23 protein-coding genes and 1 pseudogene are annotated in these 20,768 nt (G+C 22.6%); 10 read left to right on the top strand and 14 right to left on the bottom strand.

Annotation, left to right across the window (positions count from 1 at the left end; genetic code table 11):
• The first annotated feature begins 151 nt into the window (after positions 1-151).
• Complete coding sequence (gene bioD / locus D9V64_RS01465) at positions 152-856, top strand: dethiobiotin synthase (protein WP_158366614.1); 705 nt, start codon at positions 152-154, stop codon at positions 854-856.
• A 58-nt stretch (positions 857-914) separates the two neighbouring features.
• On the opposite strand, the gene glyA is transcribed toward bioD, so the two are convergent.
• The 4 genes from glyA to rlmN all read right to left on the bottom strand — a co-directional run bounded on the left by glyA (position 915) and on the right by rlmN (position 5,831).
• The gene (gene glyA / locus D9V64_RS01460; protein WP_158366613.1) at positions 915-2,168 is read right to left on the bottom strand and encodes a serine hydroxymethyltransferase; all 1,254 of its coding nucleotides are present in this window, start codon (positions 2,166-2,168) and stop codon (positions 915-917) included.
• A 50-nt stretch (positions 2,169-2,218) separates the two neighbouring features.
• A complete protein-coding gene (gene hisS / locus D9V64_RS01455) occupies positions 2,219-3,496 on the bottom strand; it encodes a histidine--tRNA ligase (RefSeq protein ID WP_158366612.1) in 1,278 nt (425 codons plus the stop codon).
• Positions 3,497-3,551: 55 nt separating this feature from the next.
• A complete protein-coding gene (gene ispG / locus D9V64_RS01450; protein ID WP_158366611.1) occupies positions 3,552-4,652 on the bottom strand; it encodes a flavodoxin-dependent (E)-4-hydroxy-3-methylbut-2-enyl-diphosphate synthase in 1,101 nt (366 codons plus the stop codon).
• A 96-nt stretch (positions 4,653-4,748) separates the two neighbouring features.
• Positions 4,749-5,831, bottom strand: coding sequence for a 23S rRNA (adenine(2503)-C(2))-methyltransferase RlmN (rlmN, locus tag D9V64_RS01445; RefSeq protein WP_158366610.1), 1,083 nt, complete (start codon positions 5,829-5,831; stop codon positions 4,749-4,751).
• Between the two features lie 196 nt (positions 5,832-6,027).
• On the opposite strand from rlmN, the gene D9V64_RS01440 reads away from it, so the two are divergent.
• Positions 6,028-6,819 carry an inositol monophosphatase family protein gene (locus D9V64_RS01440; RefSeq protein WP_158366609.1) on the top strand — a complete coding sequence of 264 codons (792 nt, stop codon included), beginning with the start codon at positions 6,028-6,030 and terminating at the stop codon, positions 6,817-6,819.
• Here the strand turns inward: D9V64_RS01440 and D9V64_RS03230 are convergent.
• The 8 genes and pseudogenes from D9V64_RS03230 to D9V64_RS01425 form a co-directional block, all read right to left on the bottom strand.
• On the bottom strand, positions 6,711-7,133 hold the full coding sequence (locus tag D9V64_RS03230) for a hypothetical protein (RefSeq protein WP_261979802.1): 423 nt from the start codon (positions 7,131-7,133) through the stop codon (positions 6,711-6,713). The two genes, D9V64_RS01440 and D9V64_RS03230, sit on opposite strands and share 109 nt — an antisense overlap.
• Positions 7,134-7,218: 85 nt before the next feature.
• On the bottom strand, positions 7,219-7,419 hold the full coding sequence (locus D9V64_RS03225) for a hypothetical protein (protein ID WP_261979801.1): 201 nt from the start codon (positions 7,417-7,419) through the stop codon (positions 7,219-7,221).
• Between the two features lie 236 nt (positions 7,420-7,655).
• Positions 7,656-7,964, bottom strand: a complete 309-nt coding sequence (locus tag D9V64_RS03220) for a DNA topoisomerase (RefSeq protein WP_410051770.1) — start codon at positions 7,962-7,964, stop codon at positions 7,656-7,658.
• Positions 7,961-8,218: a hypothetical protein gene (locus D9V64_RS03215; RefSeq protein WP_261979800.1), complete on the bottom strand. Its 258-nt coding sequence runs from the start codon at positions 8,216-8,218 to the stop codon at positions 7,961-7,963. Before D9V64_RS03215 ends, D9V64_RS03220 begins: the two co-directional genes overlap by 4 nt.
• A gap of 178 nt (positions 8,219-8,396) precedes the next feature.
• On the bottom strand, positions 8,397-8,513 hold the full coding sequence (locus tag D9V64_RS03210) for a DNA topoisomerase (RefSeq protein WP_261979799.1): 117 nt from the start codon (positions 8,511-8,513) through the stop codon (positions 8,397-8,399).
• A 552-nt stretch (positions 8,514-9,065) separates the two neighbouring features.
• Positions 9,066-9,188, bottom strand: coding sequence for a hypothetical protein (locus D9V64_RS03205; RefSeq protein ID WP_261979798.1), 123 nt, complete (start codon positions 9,186-9,188; stop codon positions 9,066-9,068).
• Between the two features lie 152 nt (positions 9,189-9,340).
• Positions 9,341-10,075 (bottom strand): pseudouridine synthase, encoded by a 735-nt coding sequence (locus D9V64_RS01430; RefSeq protein ID WP_158366607.1) that lies wholly within the window; start codon positions 10,073-10,075, stop codon positions 9,341-9,343.
• A pseudogene (locus D9V64_RS01425) lies at positions 10,072-10,970 on the bottom strand (DMT family transporter). Before D9V64_RS01425 ends, D9V64_RS01430 begins: the two are co-directional and overlap by 4 nt.
• Positions 10,971-11,161: 191 nt before the next feature.
• Between D9V64_RS01425 and trpD the strand changes: the two are divergent.
• The 8 genes from trpD to cls all read left to right on the top strand — a co-directional run bounded on the left by trpD (position 11,162) and on the right by cls (position 19,107).
• Entirely contained in the window at positions 11,162-12,172 is a 1,011-nt protein-coding gene (trpD, locus tag D9V64_RS01420; RefSeq protein WP_158366605.1) for an anthranilate phosphoribosyltransferase, read from the top strand.
• A gap of 2 nt (positions 12,173-12,174) precedes the next feature.
• Positions 12,175-13,530, top strand: coding sequence for a bifunctional indole-3-glycerol-phosphate synthase TrpC/phosphoribosylanthranilate isomerase TrpF (gene trpCF / locus D9V64_RS01415; RefSeq protein WP_158366602.1), 1,356 nt, complete (start codon positions 12,175-12,177; stop codon positions 13,528-13,530).
• Between the two features lie 35 nt (positions 13,531-13,565).
• On the top strand, positions 13,566-14,753 hold the full coding sequence (trpB, locus tag D9V64_RS01410; protein ID WP_158366600.1) for a tryptophan synthase subunit beta: 1,188 nt from the start codon (positions 13,566-13,568) through the stop codon (positions 14,751-14,753).
• A complete protein-coding gene (gene trpA / locus D9V64_RS01405) occupies positions 14,750-15,559 on the top strand; it encodes a tryptophan synthase subunit alpha (protein ID WP_158366587.1) in 810 nt (269 codons plus the stop codon). The genes trpB and trpA overlap by 4 nt, the downstream gene beginning before the upstream one ends.
• A gap of 105 nt (positions 15,560-15,664) precedes the next feature.
• Positions 15,665-16,408: a YciC family protein gene (locus tag D9V64_RS01400; RefSeq protein ID WP_158366585.1), complete on the top strand. Its 744-nt coding sequence runs from the start codon at positions 15,665-15,667 to the stop codon at positions 16,406-16,408.
• A gap of 26 nt (positions 16,409-16,434) precedes the next feature.
• Positions 16,435-16,968, top strand: a complete 534-nt coding sequence (locus D9V64_RS01395; protein ID WP_158366583.1) for a septation protein A — start codon at positions 16,435-16,437, stop codon at positions 16,966-16,968.
• Positions 16,969-17,007: 39 nt separating this feature from the next.
• Positions 17,008-17,418, top strand: coding sequence for an acyl-CoA thioester hydrolase YciA (gene yciA / locus D9V64_RS01390; protein WP_158366581.1), 411 nt, complete (start codon positions 17,008-17,010; stop codon positions 17,416-17,418).
• Between the two features lie 228 nt (positions 17,419-17,646).
• On the top strand, positions 17,647-19,107 hold the full coding sequence (gene cls / locus D9V64_RS01385) for a cardiolipin synthase (protein ID WP_158366579.1): 1,461 nt from the start codon (positions 17,647-17,649) through the stop codon (positions 19,105-19,107).
• Positions 19,108-19,294: 187 nt separating this feature from the next.
• On the opposite strand, the gene ribA is transcribed toward cls, so the two are convergent.
• Both ribA and pyrF read right to left on the bottom strand, forming a co-directional pair.
• Positions 19,295-19,885, bottom strand: coding sequence for a GTP cyclohydrolase II (gene ribA / locus D9V64_RS01380; RefSeq protein WP_158366576.1), 591 nt, complete (start codon positions 19,883-19,885; stop codon positions 19,295-19,297).
• A gap of 80 nt (positions 19,886-19,965) precedes the next feature.
• Positions 19,966-20,676 (bottom strand): orotidine-5'-phosphate decarboxylase, encoded by a 711-nt coding sequence (gene pyrF / locus D9V64_RS01375; protein ID WP_261979797.1) that lies wholly within the window; start codon positions 20,674-20,676, stop codon positions 19,966-19,968.
• Between the last annotated feature and the right edge of the window lie 92 nt (positions 20,677-20,768).

The following is a 20,768-nucleotide window of genomic DNA, read 5'->3' as shown; positions in this document are numbered from 1 at the left end:
TGAGTAACCGACCATTATATTCTTGTATTAATTATGTAATTAAATACAAAGAATAAACTGGTTTGAGTTACTATTTCAAACCTATAAATTCAATATATTTTAAAAATAATTTTATTTAAAATATATAATTTTTAAATAACATAAACAAAATATGATAAAAAAATTTTTTATTACTGGAACTGATACAAATATAGGAAAAACCACGATAAGTGGTATTTTATTAAAAAAAGCAAGTAACTTTGGTTATAAAACAGCAGGTTATAAACCAATATCGTCTGGAATTAAAAAATATAAAAATAAAAATTCCTATACCATTAAAAATACATATCAATTTATTAATGAAGATGTTGTTATTTTAAAAAAAAATAGTTCTGTTAAGCTAAGTTATAATGAAATTAATCCAATTTCATTTTTTGAAAATGCACCACCTAATATATTAAGTCTTATAAAAAATAAAAAAATAAAAAAAAAGGATTTATCTTTTGGTTTAAAAAACATTGCCCAAAAATCTAATTGGATTTTAATTGAAGGTGCAGGTGGATGGTATACGCCTATATCTGATAAATATACTTTTTCCGATTGGGTTAAAAAAGAAAAATTAACAGTTATTTTAGTTGTAGCAATAAAATTAGGATGCATTAATCATGCTATTTTGACTGAAAAATCTATCCTTTCCGATAATTTAAAATGTGGTGGATGGATTGCTAATAATATTTTTCCAAAAAATAAATATAATTCATATTATATCCAAACTTTGTTAAGTTATATTAAGTCGCCGTTATTAGGAATAGTTCCTTATTTTAAAAATACAAATGAAATAAATGTGAATAACATAAATATTTTATTACCTGAATAAAATATATTTTTAGCAAAATTAATATTATATTTAACAAAGATGGACATATTTATAAAATTTAAATATAAACAGGGTATTTAGAACAAAGATCTAAAACTTTGTTTTTTATTTTAAAAATATTTTTTGTATTATTAATATCATTTAAAATACTTATAATCCACGATGTAACTTGTGAAACTTCTAGTTCTTTAAAACCTCTTCTTGTAACAGCAGGTGTTCCAATACGTATACCTGAAGTAATAAAAGGACTTCTAAAATCATTAGGAATTGTGTTTTTATTAACAGTAATATTAGCTTTTCCTAAAGCAATATCAGCATCTTTACCTGTAATTTTTTTATTTGTTAAATTTACTAAAAATAAATGATTACATGTTTTTCCTGAAACAATTTCATATCTTTCTTTTAAAAATATCTCTACCATTATTTTCGCATTTTTTAAAATTTGTTTCTGATATATTTTAAAACTTGGTTCTAAAGCTTCTTTAAAAGCAATTGCTTTTGCAGCAATTACATGCATAAGTGGCCCACCCTGTCCACCTGGAAATACAGATAAATCTAATCGATTATAAAATCCATTATCTCCATGTTTAGCTAAAATAACCCCTCCCCGAGGGCCTGCTAATGTTTTATGTGTTGTACTAGTTACAACATGTGCATAATCTATAGGGTTAGGATAAAGTTGTGTAGCAATTAAACCAGCAACGTGTGAAATATCAACAACCAAGTAAGCGTTAACTTCATCAGCAATATCACGCATTTTAGACCAATCACAAATGCCAGAATATGCCGAAAAACCACCAATTATTATTTTAGGTTTATATTTTTTTGCTAATTGATGTATCTCTGTATAATTAATTTCTCCATCTTCAGTAATTCCATACATGATTGCTTTATATAACTTCCCTGAAAAATTAACAGAAGAACCATGTGTTAAATGACCCCCATGAGATAAATTGAGCCCTAAAATTACATCTCCTGGTTTTAAAAGAGCCGTATAAACAGCAAAATTTGCTTGAGATCCTGAATGAGGTTGAACGTTTGCATAATCTGCATTGAATAATTTTTTTACGCGATTAATTGCTAATTGTTCTACAATGTCTACATATTTACATCCACCGTAATATCGTTTTCCTGGATAACCTTCTGCATATTTATTAGTTAATTGCGAACCCTGTGCTGACATTACATAATTACTAGCATAATTTTCAGATGCAATTAATTCTATATGGTTTTCTTGTCTTTTATTTTCTTGATTAATAGCTATCCATAATTCTGGATCATATTTTTTAAAATCTATATGTTTATTAAACATTTTTTTCCTAACTTAAAAGTTAAAAATAATTTTTTATCTTGTAAAAAAAACTATTTTCTAAAAATATTATTAATTTTTTTTATTAATTCATCTTTTAAAAGATAAAATTCTTTTTCTGTTTGTAATTCTTTTAGTAAATAACATTTTTTTTTAATTTCCTTTGTACCTATTAAAATCGCTATACGAGAGAGTGACTCAACAGCATGTTTTATTTTTTTTGAAAGGTTAAAATTTGAAAAATTTACAAATATTTTTAGTTCAGGATATATATTTCTTATGTCTTCTGATAAATTAATAGCATGAATTTTATTTTCTTCTCCTATAAAAATAATATAAATATTAATTTTTTCTGATTTAACAGAAAAAATATTTAAATATTTTATTAATAAAATTAAACGTTCTACTCCTATAGCAAATCCTATTGCTGATGTTTTTGGACCTCCTAATTCTTCAACTAAAGAATTATATCTACCTCCAGCACAAATAGTATTTTGAGATCCTAATTTGTCAGTTTTCCATTCAAATACAGTATCATTATAATAATCTAATCCTCGTATTAAATTAGGATTGTGTTTATATTTAATACCACATAAATTAATTAAATAACATAAGTTATTAAATTGATTTAATGAATTTTTATTAATATAATCAATTAATAATGGAGCTTTTTTTAATATATTTTGAATGTATAAATTTTTAGAATCTAAAATCCGTAACGGATGAGTATATAAACGATTTTTAGATTCTTCATCTAAAAAAGATTCATTTTTTTTAAGAAACGATAGTAATTTATTTTGATATTTCATTCTATCTGATTGTGAACCAATTGAATTTATTTCTAAATAAACATCTAAATTAATACCAAGCATTTTCCATAAACGATTTGTTAATAAAATAATTTCTAAATCAATATATATTGTACTTATTCCAAATACTTCTGCACCTAATTGATAAAATTGACGATATCTTCCTTTTTGAGGTCTTTCATATCTAAACATAGGACCTAAATACCAAAATTTTAAGTTTTTTTTAGTTAATAAATTGTTTTGTATGATAGCTCGAACACAACCTACAGTTCCTTCAGGTCTTAAAGTTAAACTATTTTTTCTCTTATCAAGAAAGGAATACATTTCTTTTTCTATAATATCGGTAACATTTCCAATTACTCTTTGAAAAATTTCTGTTTTTTCTAATATAGGAAGTTTAATTTCCTCATAAGAATAACTATTTAAAATTTTTTTAAAAATTTTTTCTAATTTATTCCAAATCTCTAAATCTTCACAAAAATAATCATGCATGCCTCTAATAGAATTAATTTTTTTATTCACTATAATCTCTTATCTGTAAATATATTTATAAAATATTAAAAACTAAGTGTAACTATTATTTATAATTTTTGTTTTTTAATTCATCTGATTTTTTTCGAATATACATTTCTAGTTCTTGAACTATATTTTCATTGTTTAGTTTATTTTTCTGACGTATTCCATCTTTATAAAATCCACTAGTTTTATATCCTCCTGTTACTCCTAAAGTAGACATTTGAGCTTCTCCTATACCATTTACAACACATCCAATAATAGAAACATCCATAGAAACTTCTATGTCTTCTAGTTTCTTTTCTAACTCCTCGACTACTTTAATTACATCAAACTCTTGTCTTGCACAAGTAGGACATGCAATAAAATTAATACCTCGAAATCTAATTCCTAAAACTTTTAAAATATCATAACCTACTTTTACTTCTTGGACAGGATCGGCAGCTAAAGATATTCTTAAAGTATCTCCAATACCATCTAATAATAATAAAGCGATTCCAATAGATGACTTAACTGTTCCATTTCGAAAACTTCCAGATTCTGTTATTCCAATATGTATTGGTTGTGTAATTTTTTTTGATAACATCTTATTTGCTTTAATTGCAGAAAAAACATCAGATGCTTTTACACTGACTTTAAATTGATTAAAATTTAAACTATCTAGATATTCTACATTTCTTATTGCCGATTCTACTAAAGCTTCTGGAATAGGAGATTTGTATTTTTTTAATATATCATCTTCCAAAGAACCAGAGTTTATACCTATTCTAATAGGAATATTATTATATTTAGCACAATTAACTATTTCATTAATTTTTCTTTTTTTACTAATATTACCAGGATTAATTCTTAAACAATCTGCGCCATATTCTATAGATTTAATAGCAAGTCTATAATCAAAATGTATGTCTGCTATTAATGGGATATCTGTTTTTTTTTTAATTATTTTAAATGCTTCTGCTGCTTCTTGTGTTGGGACAGAAATTCTTATAATATCTACTCCTACTTTTTTTAATTGATTAATTTGATTAATTGTATTTATAATATCTATTGTTTTTGTATTGGTCATAGATTGTACAGAAATCGGCGCATTATTTCCAATAGGCACATTTCCTACATAAATGCGATCAGATTTACGTCTTGTAATAATTTTATATTTATTCATTTTTTTATATATTATTAATATTATAGAAATATTTAATTTTAAACTACATTTAATATAAAACCAAATTAAACGTAATATATAATATTGTTTTAATAATTATAAATTATTTTTACTATAATTAATTACGTTACCAGTTAATTGACCACAAGCAGCATTAATATCTTTTCCTCTATTTTTACGAATTGTTGTATTAAATCCTTTATTTCTTAAAATATTTGCAAAAGTATTAATTCTATTTGTAGTGCTAGATATAAAATTTGAATTTTTAAAAGAATTCCAAGGAATTAAATTGATTTTACTAGGTATTTTTTTTAAAATATCAGCCAATTCATATGCATTTTCTATTGAATCATTAATATTTTTAAGCATGACATATTCTATAGTTACTCCATTATGATTTGCACTAGAATTTTTTAAATATCTAGATACTGAATTTAAAAGAGATTCAATATTATATTTTTTATTAATTGGCATAATAAGATCTCTAATAGAATTGTTTGAAGCATGTAAAGAAACTGCTAAATTAACATCAATTTTTTGGCTTAATTTATCTATTGCTGGTATAATTCCTGCAGTGGATAAAGTAATACGACGTTTAGATAACCCGAATCCATTCTTATTTAAAATAATTTCTAATACTGTAACAACATTATTTAAATTTAGTAATGGTTCACCCATTCCCATAAAAACTATATTAGTTATTTTTTTGTTTTTTAATTTTTTTTTAGCTTGTAAAATTTGTGAAACAATTTCAGAAACAGTTAAATTTCTATTAAAACCTTGTTTTCCCGTTGCACAAAAATCACATTTTAAAGAACAACCAATTTGAGATGAAATACAAAGTGTAGATCGTTTTTCTTCTGGTATATAAACTGTTTCTACTTTTTGATTTTTTAAAGATGTAATCCATTTTATTGTGCCGTCAGAAGATATCTTTTCTTCTGAAAAATTTGATATATTTATATAAGAATTTTGATTTAGCTTTTGTCGAATAATTTTACTAATATTTAACATTTTATTGAAATCATAACAATGATAGTTATAAATCCATTTCATAATTTGTTCAGAAGTAAAATTTTTTGCCCCCATAGATGTTAAAAATAATTGCATTTTTTTAGGACTTAAATTTAATAAATTAATTTTAGAGTTTAAAATACTTAAATTAATATTTGTATTCATGCAACACACCTTAATTTAAATAATTATCTTATGTTAATTAAAAAAATAAAAAACTATATTAAATAAATTTAATTAATAATTAATTGTTATAACACAAATTAATTTAAAAGATTTAAAATATTAAATATATTTAAATTATGATATTATTATTTTTGATATATAACATATATAAATTATTTTTAATTAGGAGAATTTCATGCATCCGATGTTAAATATTGCAATTCGTGCAATTCGAAAAGGAGGAAATATTATTATACAGAATTATGATGCTCAAAAGTTTATTAAAGAAAATATTGAAAAAAAACAATATTTTATTAAACAAGTAATGTATAAGACATATCAAGCCATTAGTGAGATTATTTATAAATATTATCCAAGTCATACTATTATTAAAAAAAACACAGATTATATAGAAAATGATAAAAAAATTTTATGGATTGTCAATGAATTAGACGGAAAAAAAAATTTTATTAAAAATTTTCCGCATTTCTGTATATCAATAGCAGTAATAATCAAAAAAAATATAGAAATATCTGTAATATATGACCCTATAAAAAATGATTTATTTACCTCAGTTAGAGGACAAGGTTCACAATTAAATGGATATCGCACACGTTGTACTAATATAAGTACTTTAAATGACACTATTATATCAACTAATTTAATTTTCGAACAAATACAGTCTCAATCTTATTTTGAAATATATAAAAACTTTGTTTTATCTGGAATTTCATTTAGATATACTGGTTCAACTTTACTAGATTTAGCATATGTATCTTCCGGAAAAATAGATTGTTTAATTATTGATTGTAATTTATTAAATTCTACTAATTTTATTGCAGGACAATTGCAAGCACGAGAATCTGGATGTTTAATAAGTCATTTAAAAGAAACAAGTATTAATTTTACTTTACGTTTAACTAGTAGCCCTAAATTTATCAAATTAATTACCGAAAAAATAGGTGAACATTTTAAATTAACAGTATAATTTATATAAATATTATAATTGTCATTTATTACAAAAATGCCATTTATTTTTAATGAAAAAGCTAACAAACCTGTAAATTTACCTTCTTTTTTAGAAGAAATATATTGTTTATTATTTGATTTATCAAAACAAATTATAGTTTTATTACCATTTTTATCTATTTTTGGAGCATCAGCTAAATAATGTAATTCTTTAAATAATAAATATTTAAATTTAGCTAATTTTTTTACGAATAGAGATCTATTTTCTTTTAATTTTCGAAAAGTATGAGCAGCAAAAAAATACCAGATATTCCTTCTCTTAAAACAAACCATATATTAGATTTAGTGTATAATATTTCTGAAAATGGAATAGGTTTAAATTTAGGTTGCGATATATCACTGTTAGCTAAAGTTTTTCTTATATTTTTTCATGCATTGTTAATACACATAAAAATACACCAAATTTCCCAAATTTTAATAATATGTTATTTTTATATTTATCACAAAATAATGTTTTAGATAAACAAATAGAAGTTTGAAATTTTCCATTTTTAATATAATAAATTGTACATATAGAACTATTGTTACAAATATAAATTTTTAAATTTGCATTAATCAAATAATCATCTATTATAGTATTACATTTTTACATTTTTTTCTTGTTTTTTTATTTCGATATCATTTGTTTTAATTGAATTAATTTCATTTAAAGGAATTAAATTTATAGTATTTTTACAACGTTTTTTAGGTTTTAAATTGTATCCTGAACAAATTTAAAAAACACCTGGCATTGCTTTTTTAATTCCCATCTTTTTATTACATACAGAACAATTAAGATCTGTTAATATAGTAATATTATTTATCATTCCGCCTTTTTCTAGAAGTTTTTTGCTTGTTCAAATTGTTTAACAAAATTTTTAAAAAAACATCTAAAACATTTTTCCAAGAAATTTTATTATCAGAAATTTTGATTAAGATTTTTTTTATATGAGAGTTAAAATTATAATCAACTAAATTAGTAAAATATTTTTTTAATTGGTTAATCAAAACTTTACCTATTTTTGTAACATAAAATTTATTTTTTTTAACTTTTAAATATCCTTTTTCTTTACTTTTTGTTGTTATACTTGAATAAGTAGAAGTTTTCCGATTCCTTTTTTCTATATTTCTAGAACTAATGATGTTTCATTAAATCTAGAATATAGTTTAGTTAAGAGTTGATGTGTAAAAAATTCATTTAAAAATAAAGCATCACCTATTTTAAGATTTTCAAAATTTGAAAATTTAGATTTAATTAAACTAGATTTATTTACTAAATTTGTACAACCTGGAAATATTATCAAATTTTCAGACGTTTTTAACGTAAATTTATCTACTAATCCTTTTATTAAAATAGATTTGTATTTTTCTGACTTCATTTAAGAATCTATAAATTAATTCCAAATTAATTTATATAATTTAATAGCATTAATACGTATTTTATCTGGCATAATATTAATACTATTTATATTTGTTGGATGTATTGCTTAATTTGTTTCTTGAAAATATTTTTTATTTATATATGTATTAGATATTTTAGGTAAAAAATCAGTATTACTAGCATTTTTTTACATAATTTCTTACTTTTTTAATTGCATATTGACTTAATAAAAAAGAATCAGTTCTTATATAAGTTATATATTTTTCTTCATATAATTTTTGTGCTAAAAACATTGTTTTTTTGCACTAAAACCTAAATTCATACTAGATGATTGTTGTGAGTTAGATGTAATAAATGGGGGGTACTATTTTTTATATAAAATTTTTATTTCATCTTATCTTTCTACTATAATTCTAACAGCTACTGATTGTACTCTACCTGCAAACAAACCTTTGCAAATTTTTTTTCACAATAAAATAAAAGTGAAATCCATATATCCTATAATTCGATCCATACATCTACGATCTTATTGAACATAAACTCAATGCATGTTAATTTTTCCAGTATTTTGAAATGATTTATCAATCGAATGTTGATTGATTTCACTAAAAACCACTCGAATAAACTTAGAAGTATTTTCTCTAATTACTTCTTGCAAATACCAAGCTTATTGCTTTACCTTTACAATCTAAATTGATAGCAAGATATATACGATCAACCTGATTGGCAATTTTTTTAATTTATTAATTATTTTTTCTTTACTAGTTAAAATATCATATTCAATTTTCCAATTTTCATATGGATCAACACCTATTCTTTCAATTAATTTTTTTTATTTTTTTAGATTAATTACTTATTAAATCTCGTACGTTATTAATACTATATTTTACTATATATTTATTATTTAAGTATTGATTTATAGTTTTTATTTTGACTGATGATTCAACTATAAATAAAGATTTAAACATTGTTCTAATCCAATAAATATATGAATGAAATATTGTTATTTTAGTGTAATTGGTTTTTTAATTTTAAATAACATATAAAACATAAATAAAGAAGATAAATATTATTTTATTTTAAATAACAAATGTTTATTTTATTAAATAATTTAAATATATTACTTAATTAAATTACATAAATTATTTAATGATGTATAATTTAATTTTTTCCATTCGCCTTCTTTTAAATTTTTTGGCAAAAAAACGTTACCGTATCGTACTCTAATTAATTTATTTACTTGACACTTAATTGCATGAAACATCAATCTAACTTCTCGATTTTTACCTTCACATAAAATTCCTTTAAACCAATTATTTTTACTTTTATTTTTTGAAATAAGTTGAATACTTTTAAATGAAACATATCCATTTTTAATTTTAATTCCATTTTTTAAAGTATCTATCGTATTTTTGTTTATTGTTCCAAAAACACGTATGTAATATTCACGTTCAATTTGATTCTTTGGATGCATAAGTTCATTTGCTAATTCTCCATTATTTGTAAATAATAATAATCCTTTGGTGTTAATATCTAATCGTCCAATACTAATCCATCTACTCAAATTTAAAACAGGTAATTTATCAAATACTGTTGAACGTTTTTGTGTATCATTTCTAGTACAAATTTCACCTATAGGTTTATTATAAATAATAACTTTTAACTTTTTGTTTTTTTTAAAAACTACTTTTTGTTTATTAATAAAAATTTCTCCAGGATTATTTTTATCTAAATATTGTCCGATGTTTGCTTTTTTACCATTTACTAATATATTTCCTTTTTTAATATTGAATTCTATTAAACGACGTGAACCATATCCTAAATTAGAAAGAATTTTTTGTATTTTTTCTGTCATTGAAAACGCCTTTTAATATTTTTAAAAAAATCCATTGGAAGTAATGTTAATAATATCCCTACAAAAAGTGGTAAAATAAACCATAATTCATATAAAAAAAATGTTTTTTTATAAAAATAAACTTCTAAAGTATATGAGATTAAAGGAAAAACTAAAAAAACAGTAGAAGCATAAAAAGAACTAACTTTTTGTTGTAAATAAAAATAAGATAAAATACCAAGAATACCAGAAAAATATCCAAGATAAAAAATAGCTAAAATTGATTTATTAGAAAATGTATTAAAATTAGGATTTTCTAAAAACCAAGAAATAGTAGATAAAAGTATTCCAGATATTAAAGATGGCAATGCATTAAATGTAATTACGGATATATTAGTACATTTTTTTTTACACTGTATGTAAATTAACGCATGACTAACTAATGCTAAAATTAAAGCTAAAATTCCTTTCCATTGAGAAAAACATGATGATTTTAAATCGATAAATAAAATAAAAAACAATGTAATTAAAGCTATAAATATCCCTATTTTTTTAAAAAAATTTATTTTTTTTTTAAAAAAAAAGCAGAAAGTATTAATACAACAACTGGCATATTTGAAAAAATAACTGATGCAATAGAAGAACTTACATATTTACCTCCATATAACATTAGTGTAAAGGGTATTGAAAAATAAAAAAAAGAAATAAAAATTTGAAAATTTCTTTGACCATGTGGAAACAAAAGCGGTGCTTTTATAATATAAGATAAAAGAATAAGTAAAGGAGATGCAATTAAAAATCGTATTCCAGTAGCAAATAGTGGAGGAATTGTTTCTACAGCAATTTTCATAGCCATCCAAGTAGTCCCCCAAGTAATTGAGACTAAGGAAAATAATAATATTATTATTTTATTCATTTTAAATTTCCAATAATAAAATTATCATAGTATGACATATTAAACGATATATCATTATGAATAAAAAATATTTGAAAGATAAATATTATAAATAAAGTTTTTTAAAATTTAAATTGAATTATTTAACTTAATCGATTATTGTGAAAATCACAAAAAATACTAATTTTAATTAAAATTTTTAAAGGTTATCAATGCAAAATGTATTTAAAAAAATATATAAATTAAAAACATTAGGTCAAGAAGAAAGTTATAAATTATTTAAATCTGTTATTTCTGGCGAAATAGATGAAATAAAATTATCATCTATTTTGACAGCTATGCACATGCGCCAAGAATCAATTGAAGAAATATTAGGTTCAATTTATGCTTTTTTAGAAACAATGAAGTTGTTTCCTAGACCTAATTATCTTTTTTCTGATATAGTTGGAACAGGCGGAGATAATAAAAATACAATTAATATTTCAACTGCTAGCGCTCTTGTTGCATCTTACTGCGGATGTAAAATTATTAAACATTGTAATAAAGGTGTTTCAAGTACGTCAGGTTCATCTGATCTTTTAAAAAAATTTAAAATTAATTTAAATCCATCCTTAAAAAATTTATTAAGAACGTTAGATAAATTAAATATTTGTTTTTTATTTGCACCTAAATATCATGATGGTTTTCAATATGTTTCTAATATTCGAAAAGTTTTAAAAATTAAAACTATTTTTAATTTATTAGGACCATTTTTAAATCCTGCTCGTCCCTTTCATACAGTTATAGGCGTGTATAAACAAGATTTAATACATCCTATGATTAAAATTTTGAAAAAGTTAAAATATCAACACGGTATCATACTTCATAGTGATGGAACTGATGAAATTACATTAAATGGTATCACATATGTTTCAGAATTATTAAATAAAAAAATTTATTCATATCAATTAGAAGCAAAAGATTTTGGTTTAAAAGAACATTCTAAAAAAATATGTACAGTCAGTTCTACAGAAGAAAGCTATGATATTATTAAAAAAGTCATGCAAGGAAAAGGAGACCAATTACATGAAGAATTAATTGCAGCAAATGTTGCAATCTTATTAAAAATTTTTGGATATACAGATTTAAAAAAAAATACAAAAATGGTATTAAATAAAATTCGTAGTGGTGAAATTTATAAACATATAATTAACATTTCTAATATGTTAAAAGAAGAAAAATAAATATGCAAGAAACAATACTTAATAAAATTATAATAAATAAATTAGAATGGATTAAAGATAGAAAAAAAAAAGAACCTTTTAAAAATATTAAAAATAAAATTAATATAAATACTCGTAATTTTTATAGTGTTTTAAAAAATAAAAATCCTAGTTTTATATTAGAATGCAAAAAATCTTCTCCTTCTTTAGGAATTATTAAAGAAAATTTTAATTTAATTGAAATTTCTAATGTATATAAAAAATATGCTTCGGCAATTTCAGTGTTAACAGACGAAAAATATTTTCATGGAAACTTAAAATTTATAAATATTGTAAAAAACAATGTTAATCAGCCAATTTTATGTAAAGATTTTTTTATTGATCCATATCAAATATATTTAGCACGATACTATAATGCAGATGCTATTTTACTTATGTTATCTGTTTTAAGTAATCAGCAATATATTGTATTATCTGGTATAGCAAAAAAATTAAACATGGGAATTTTAACAGAAATAAATAACATTGAAGAACTAAATCGTGCTATTGAATTAAATGCTTCAGTTATTGGAATTAATAATCGTAATTTACATGATTTATCAATTGATTTAAATCGTACTAAAATTTTAGCTCCATTAATAAAAAATAAAATAATAATAAGTGAATCAGGTATAAAAAAACATTCTCAAATAAGAGAATTAAGTAAAATAGTTAATGGTTTTTTAATTGGTTCAACTTTAATGTCAAAAAAAAATTTAGAAATTAGCACAAAATCTTTGATTTTTGGTCATAATAAAGTATGCGGATTAACTCGAACTATTGATGCTCAAATAAGCGAAAAGTATGGTTCAATTTATGGTGGTTTAATTTTCGCAGAAAACTCACTTCGAAAAATTACGAAAAAAATTGCAAAAAATATTATTTTAAATAGTAATTTAAGATATATAGGGATATTTCAAAATCAAGATATAAATACTATTATAGATATATGTAATGAATTGTCTTTATATGCTATACAATTACATGGCAATGAAAATCAAAAATATATTGATTTTCTAAATAAAAAATTACCCAAAAGTGTTAAAATTTGGAAAGCATATTCTATTCAATCCACAGTTCCTTTACTTAATTTAAATTACGTAAATAAATATATCTTTGATTCTAGTTCAGGAGGAAGCAATACAATATTTAATTGGTCAATTTTGAAAAATCAAGTATTACATGATGTAATACTAGCAGGAGGTATTAATATTAAAAATTGTACTTTAGCATTAAAATTTAATTGTGCTGGATTAGATTTAAATTCTGGAGTAGAAGTATCACCTGGTATTAAAGATCATAATAAAATAAAACTAATTTTTCAAAAATTAAAACTTTGAATATTTTTTTTAATTAAACCAAGGAATAATTTTAAATGACTTTGCTTGATCCTTATTTTGGCGAATTTGGAGGTATGTATGTTCCTCAAATATTAATGCCAGCTTTATACGAATTAGAAAAAAATTTTGTTTCTGCAAAAAAAAATTTAAATTTTCAGAGAAAATTTTTAGATCTTTTAAAAAATTATGCAGGAAGACCTACACCATTAACTTTGTGTAATAATTTAACTAATGGTACAAAAACAAAAATTTATTTAAAAAGAGAAGATTTATTACACGGTGGGGCTCATAAAACAAATCAAGTACTAGGTCAAGCTATGTTAGCAATACAGATGCAAAAAAAAGAAATTATCGCAGAAACTGGTGCAGGTCAGCATGGTGTAGCAACTGCAATTGCATGTGCATTATTAAATTTAAAATGTAGAATTTATATGGGTTGTAAAGATATTAAACGGCAAAAACCAAATGTATTTCGTATGAAGTTGATGGGAGCTAAAGTTATATCTGTTAAAAACGGATCAGGTACTTTAAAAGATGCATGTAATGAAGCATTACGAGATTGGTCTAATACTTATAAAAATTCTCATTATATGATAGGAACAGCTGCTGGACCACATCCTTATCCTAGAATTGTTAAAGAATTTCAAAAAATAATTGGTGAAGAAACAAAGAAACAAATTTTTGAAAAAGAAAAAAAAATGCCAGATTCCATTATTGCATGTGTAGGTGGGGGATCAAATGCTATTGGTATATTTTCTGATTTTATAGATGAAAAAGTCAATTTAATTGGTGTAGAACCTGCTGGTCAGGGCATAAATACAGGTAAACATGGTGCACCATTAAATAATGGTAGCACAGGCATTTATTTTGGTATGAAATCTTATTTAATGCAAAACAAAGAAGGTCAAATTCAAAAATCTTGGTCTATTTCGGCTGGTTTAGATTTTCCCTCTGTAGGTCCTGAACATGCCTGGTTAAATAGTATTAAACGTGCTCAATATGTATCAATAACTGATAGTGAGGCATTAGAAGCATTTCAAATGCTATCTAAGAGGGAAGGTATTATACCAGCTCTAGAATCTTCCCATGCAATAGCTTATGCAATAAAAATAATGAGACTAAATCCGGATAAAGAACAAATTTTGGTTGTTAATCTTTCTGGTCGAGGGGATAAAGATATCTTTACAGTAAATGAAATTTTAAATAATAGGAAAAAATCATGAGTCGTTACTATAAAATGTTTAAAAAAAAAACTTTGCTTAAAGAAGGATGTTTTGTTCCATTTGTAGTAATAGGCGATCCTTCTTTAGAAATTTCAATAAAAATTATTGAAGTATTAATTCAAACTGGAGTAGATGCATTAGAATTAGGATTTCCATTTTCAGATCCATTGGCAGATGGTCCTATTATTCAAAAATCAAATTTACGTGCATTGTCTAAAAATTATGGTATTTTAAAATGTTTTGAAGTTATTGCAATGTTGCGTAAAAAACATTTAAACATACCCATAGGTGTATTATTGTATGCTAATCTTATATATAATTATGGTATAGAAAATTTTTATAAAAAGTGCTCAAAATGTGATTTAGATTCAGTACTCATAGCTGATGTACCTATTGAAGAATATAATATTTTTTATAAATATGCTAATAAATTTAATATAGACTCTATTTTTATATGTCCACCTGATGCAAATAATAAATTTTTATCCCAACTTGCTTTATATGCCAAAGGTTATATATATTTGTTATCTCGTCCTGGTGTAACTGGAATCAATCAAAAAAAAAATTTATTGAAAAATAAATTTATAAAAAAAATAAAAAAATATAATAATCTTCCATTATTGCAAGGTTTTGGAATTAAAAATACTACACAAATTAAAAAATCAATTTCATCAGGTATTAATGGTGTAATATGTGGTTCAGCAATTATAAATATAATTGAAAAAAATTTAAATGAAGAACAAAAAATGATAGAAAAAATAAAAAATTTCAGCTCTAAGTTAATAGAATCTACAAAATTGATTTAAACTAATTTTTATAAACTTTATTTTTTAATATTTAAAAAATATATTAATTTAAAATAATATGTATTATCTTAAAATGTTACACAAATAATTATAGGGGATATACATATGTTTATTACAATACGAGAATTATGTAATGATACATATCATTTTGTATCTAAAGAAATAAAAACTATTTTTTTTATATCTATTGTAGCTACTTTAATAAGTATTTTAATAAATATGTTGATCAAACCAGATATGCATATTATTTCTATAATAGAAAATAATAAATTTATTAATTCTCATTCAGTTTTTGATTTTGTAAATAACATGAGTGAATATGAAAAAAAAGCATTATTAAAATATTCAATATTTAAAATAATTGAGTTTTTAACTAGCAAAACTTTTTTATTAGGAAGTATAATCACTTTAATTACATGTTTATCTGATAATAAAAAACAACCAATTTCATTTTCAATAATTTTTTTTACTAAACTTTTACCAAGTTTGTTTTTTTTAAATTGTATTACCAATATTATCATTCAGATAGGTTTTATATTTTTTATTTTTCCAGGTATATTTTTATCAATCCTGTTAGCTTTATCACCTATCATTTTATCTTTTAAAAAAAACACTTTAATAGATTCTATCAAATTAAGTATTTCTATTTCTTGGAAACATATAAACATTATAGGTACAGGAGTACTATTTTGGATGTGTATGAAATTTATTTTAACAAAAGTATTATTTAATATACCTATCATCAACACAAATTTTATATTTTTAATATTAAATGTTAGTATAAACGTATTTTTTTCTATTTTAATAATATATTTATTTAGATTTTATATGTTATTTTCACGTACTTAAAATAAAAAAATTTTTTAGGTTTCAATATGCAAAAATTATTAAATTTGTTACCAATAATAATATTTTTTATATGCTATAAAACATATGATATTTTTATTGCATCTAAATTCTTAATTATTATATCTGGTTTGACTTGTATATTACATTGGATTATCTACAAAAAAATAGATCAAATTAACTTGATTAGTTTTATTTTTATTACTATTTTTGGTTCATTAACTATATTTTTTCATGATAGTCAATTTATAAAATGGAAAATAACAATAATTTATATGTTTTTCTGTATCGTACTATTAACAAGTCAATTTATTAAAAAAAAACCAATAATACAAATATTTTTAGAAAAAAACATAGAACTTTCTAATATGTATTGGAAAAAAATTAATTTTTTTTGGGCATTATTTTTTTTATTTTGTAGTATTTTAAATATTTATATAGCATTGTATTTTTCTGAAGAAACTTGGGTGGATTTTAAAGTTTTTGGACTTACTATTTTAATGTTTTTTTCTATTTTAACTACTAGTATTTATATAAATTGTAAAATGTTAAAAAAGAAATAATTTTTTATTCAGTGTAATAATAGAGTGAATATTTAAATAATGTTAAAAAAAAACAAGTTATTACCACAAGGAACAATAGTATTAAAAACTCTTGCAATGCCTTCAGATACTAATGCTAATGGTGATATATTTGGAGGATGGATTATGTCACAAATGGATATGGGAGGAGCTATATTAGCTAAAGAAATAGCAGGTGGAAAAGTAGTAACTGTAAGAGTAGATGGTATAACTTTTTTAAAACCTGTATCTGTTGGGGATATTGTTAGTTGTTACGCAAATTGTATTAAAATTGGAAAAAGTTCTATTACTATTAATGTAGAAGTTTGGATTAAAAAAATTTATTCTAAACCATTAGGACAATATTATTGTGCTACAGAGGCAATATTTATTTATGTAGCAATTGATAAACTGGGAAAACCTCGTGAATTATTGCCTATGAGTATTATTTAAAAATTAATATTAACAATTTTTAAATTAAAACCCAACACTTTCAAAAAGTAATAATAAAAATATTTTAATTTAAAGTAATTATTACTTTTAAAAAGTGTTGAAATTATATTTAATTTTAAATTGATTATAAAAAAGTAATAATTTATTAAAAAAATATTTTAAAAACAATAAAAATTCAATTAAATACAAAAACTTTTTAAAAAAAGTATAAATAGGACTTTCAAATGAATGGATATTTTTTATGATTCAAGTACATGTTTAGTTGTTTTAATATATTGGTTACTAATTGTTAATATTACTTACTGTATTTTAATAAAACGTCGTAGTATACCTTCTTCTATGTCTTGGCTTTTAACTATTTATATTATTCCTTTTGTTGGAATTGTCATTTGGTTTTTTTTTGGTGAATTTTATCTAGAAAAAAGACATAAAATAATAGCAAAAAAAATTTGGTCTATATCTAATCAATATTTAAATCAACTTAAATCTTGTAAATATATTTTTCAATTAAAAAATAGTGAAGTTGCAACTTCATTATTTCAACTTTGTAAACATCGACAAGGCATGTATGGCATTAAAAATAATAAAATTACATTGTTAACTGATAATAAAAAAATCATTAATATTTTAATTCGTGATATTTATCTAGCACGTAAAAATATTGAAATGGTATTTTATATTTGGAAACCGGGGGGAATTGCTGATGATGTAGCAATAGCACTTATTCATTCTGCTAAACGTGGAATTCGTTGTAGACTAATGTTAGATTCAGCTGGAAGTATTGATTTTTTCAGAAGTCCTTGGGTTGAAAAAATGAAAAAATCTGGAATTCAAATCGTAGAAGCATTAAAAGTAAATTTAGTTCGAATGTTTTTACATAGATTAGATGTCAGACAACATAGAAAAATAATATTAATTGATAATTATATTTCATATTCCGGGAGTATGAACTTAATAGATCCAAATTTATTTAAAAAATCCTCAGGAATTAGTCAGTGGATTGATTTAATGACAAGAATTGAAGGACCAATAGCTACAACAATAGGTATGATTTATTCATGTGATTGGGAAATTGAAACCGGTTTTAAGATTTTGCCTAAATTACCAAATAAAGAAATGTTAAAAAATATATCTAACCAAAATTCTAGTGTTCAAGTGATTGCATCAGGACCTGGTTTTCCAAAAAATGTAATTCATCAAGCTTTATTAACAGCAATTTATTCTGCCAGAAATGAATTAATTATGACTACTCCATATTTAGTGCCTAGTGATGATTTATTACATGCTATTTGTACAGCAGCACAAAGAGGTGTAAAAGTTAGTATTATTATACCATTATGTCATGATTCTATTTTAGTAAAGTGGGCAAGTAGAGCTTTTTTTAGTGAATTATTAGAAGCAGGAGTAAAAATTTATCAATTTAAAAGTGGATTGTTACATAGCAAAAGTATATTAGTTGATCGTCAACTTAGTTTAATTGGTACAGCTAATTTAGATATGAGAAGTTTATGGTTAAATTTTGAAATTACTTTAATAATTGATGATAATAATTTTAGTAATAAATTATCTTTGATACAAAAAGAGTATATTTCTAATTCTGAACTACTGGATAAAAATATTTGGTATACTCGATCACATTGGAAAAAAATACTAGAAAAAATTTTTTATTTTTTAAGTCCACTATTATAAAATATTTTTAAAAATTTTTAGTTTACTAAATAAAATTAAATAACTTAAATCATTAAGTTGGGGTTTTAAAAAACCCCTACTATGTAAAATAGTATAAAGTTTTTAAAAACATACACAATAATAGCATTAAGCAATATATTAAAGTAAATTTAATGAAAATTGTATTATATATGTTTTTAAAAAATTTTTACTTAAATAATAAATGACCCATTTTCTCTGCTTTAGTTTTTAAATAACAATAGTTTTTATTATTTTTTTTAGCAATAAGAGGGACTCTTTCTACAATATTAATACCTGCAGAAACAAGCATATCTACTTTAAATGGATTGTTAGTTAATAATCTTATTTTTTTTATATTTAATATTTTAAATATATCAGCACATAATGAAAAATCTCTTTCATCTGCTGAAAAACCAAGCTTTAAATTTGCTTCAACAGTATCTAATCCTTGATCTTGTAAAGAATATGCTTTAATTTTATTAAGAAGACCAATATTTCTACCTTCTTGTCTATGATATATTAAAACTCCCCTACCTTCATGAGCAATTTTATTCATTGACATTTTTAATTGTTCACCACAATCACATCTTAAACTAAAAAAAGCATCTCCTGTTAAACATTCGGAATGTACTCTAGAAAGAATAGGTATATTTTTTTTTATATCACCGTATACAAGAGCAATGTGATTTTTTCCATTCTTTTTTTCTTCAAATCCGAATATAATAAAATCCCCCCAGCGCGTAGGCAATATAGCTTTTTCTATTTTAATTAATTGCATAAAAACTCCATTATTTATATTAAAAATTTATAAATTCAACTTAAAATAAATATATAAAAATATTTTTAAATATATAAATATTATTGCATAGATTGTATTATTAAATTTAGTTTTTTAATTGGATTTTTTGAAGAAGTAATAGAACGTCCTATAACTATATAATCTATCGGAAAATTTTTTGCTTGTTTTGGAGTAATAATTTGATTTTGATCGAAAGCAGAATCATGAATGCATCTAATTCCTGGACTGACAATCTTATATTTATCACCGTATAATAATTTAATTTTTTTTGCTTCTTTACCTGGACACACAACACCATCTAAACCACAATCATATGATAATTTTGATAAAATTAAAATATAATTTTGTAACGACATTTGAATACCGATATCTTTTAAATCTTCTTGTTTAAAACTAGTGAGCGCAGTAACAGCAATTAAAAGTGGTGCTTCTTTAAATGATTCTAATGCTTTTTTAGCGGACATTAGCATTTTTTTTCCACCAGAAGCATGTATACTCAACATCCATATTCCAAGATCTGCTGCTGCTTTTGTTGCATTAAAAACAGTATTGGGAATATCATGAAATTTTAAATCCAAAAATATGTTAAATCCTAATTGATGTAATTCATTAATAAATTTTTTTCCTAAAATTGTAAACATTTCTTTACCAATCTTTAAATAAAACAAAGATGGATTAAGTAAATCAACTAATTTCATAGCTTTTTTTTTATTACAAAAATCCAATGCAATAATAATTTTTGGAATATTAGAATAATTAATCTTTAACACTATTACACCTCTGTTTAAAATAGTTTATATTTTATTCTTTATAAATTTTTAATTTTTAATATCATATTAAAAATATTTTTTAAAAGATAATC

It is taken from the genome of Buchnera aphidicola (Aphis nerii), from assembly GCF_005083105.1.
Taxonomy (GTDB): Bacteria; Pseudomonadota; Gammaproteobacteria; order Enterobacterales; family Enterobacteriaceae; genus Buchnera; species Buchnera aphidicola_AS.
Note: the sequence above shows the minus strand (reverse complement) of the source record. Positions and strands in the feature narration are given on the sequence as shown.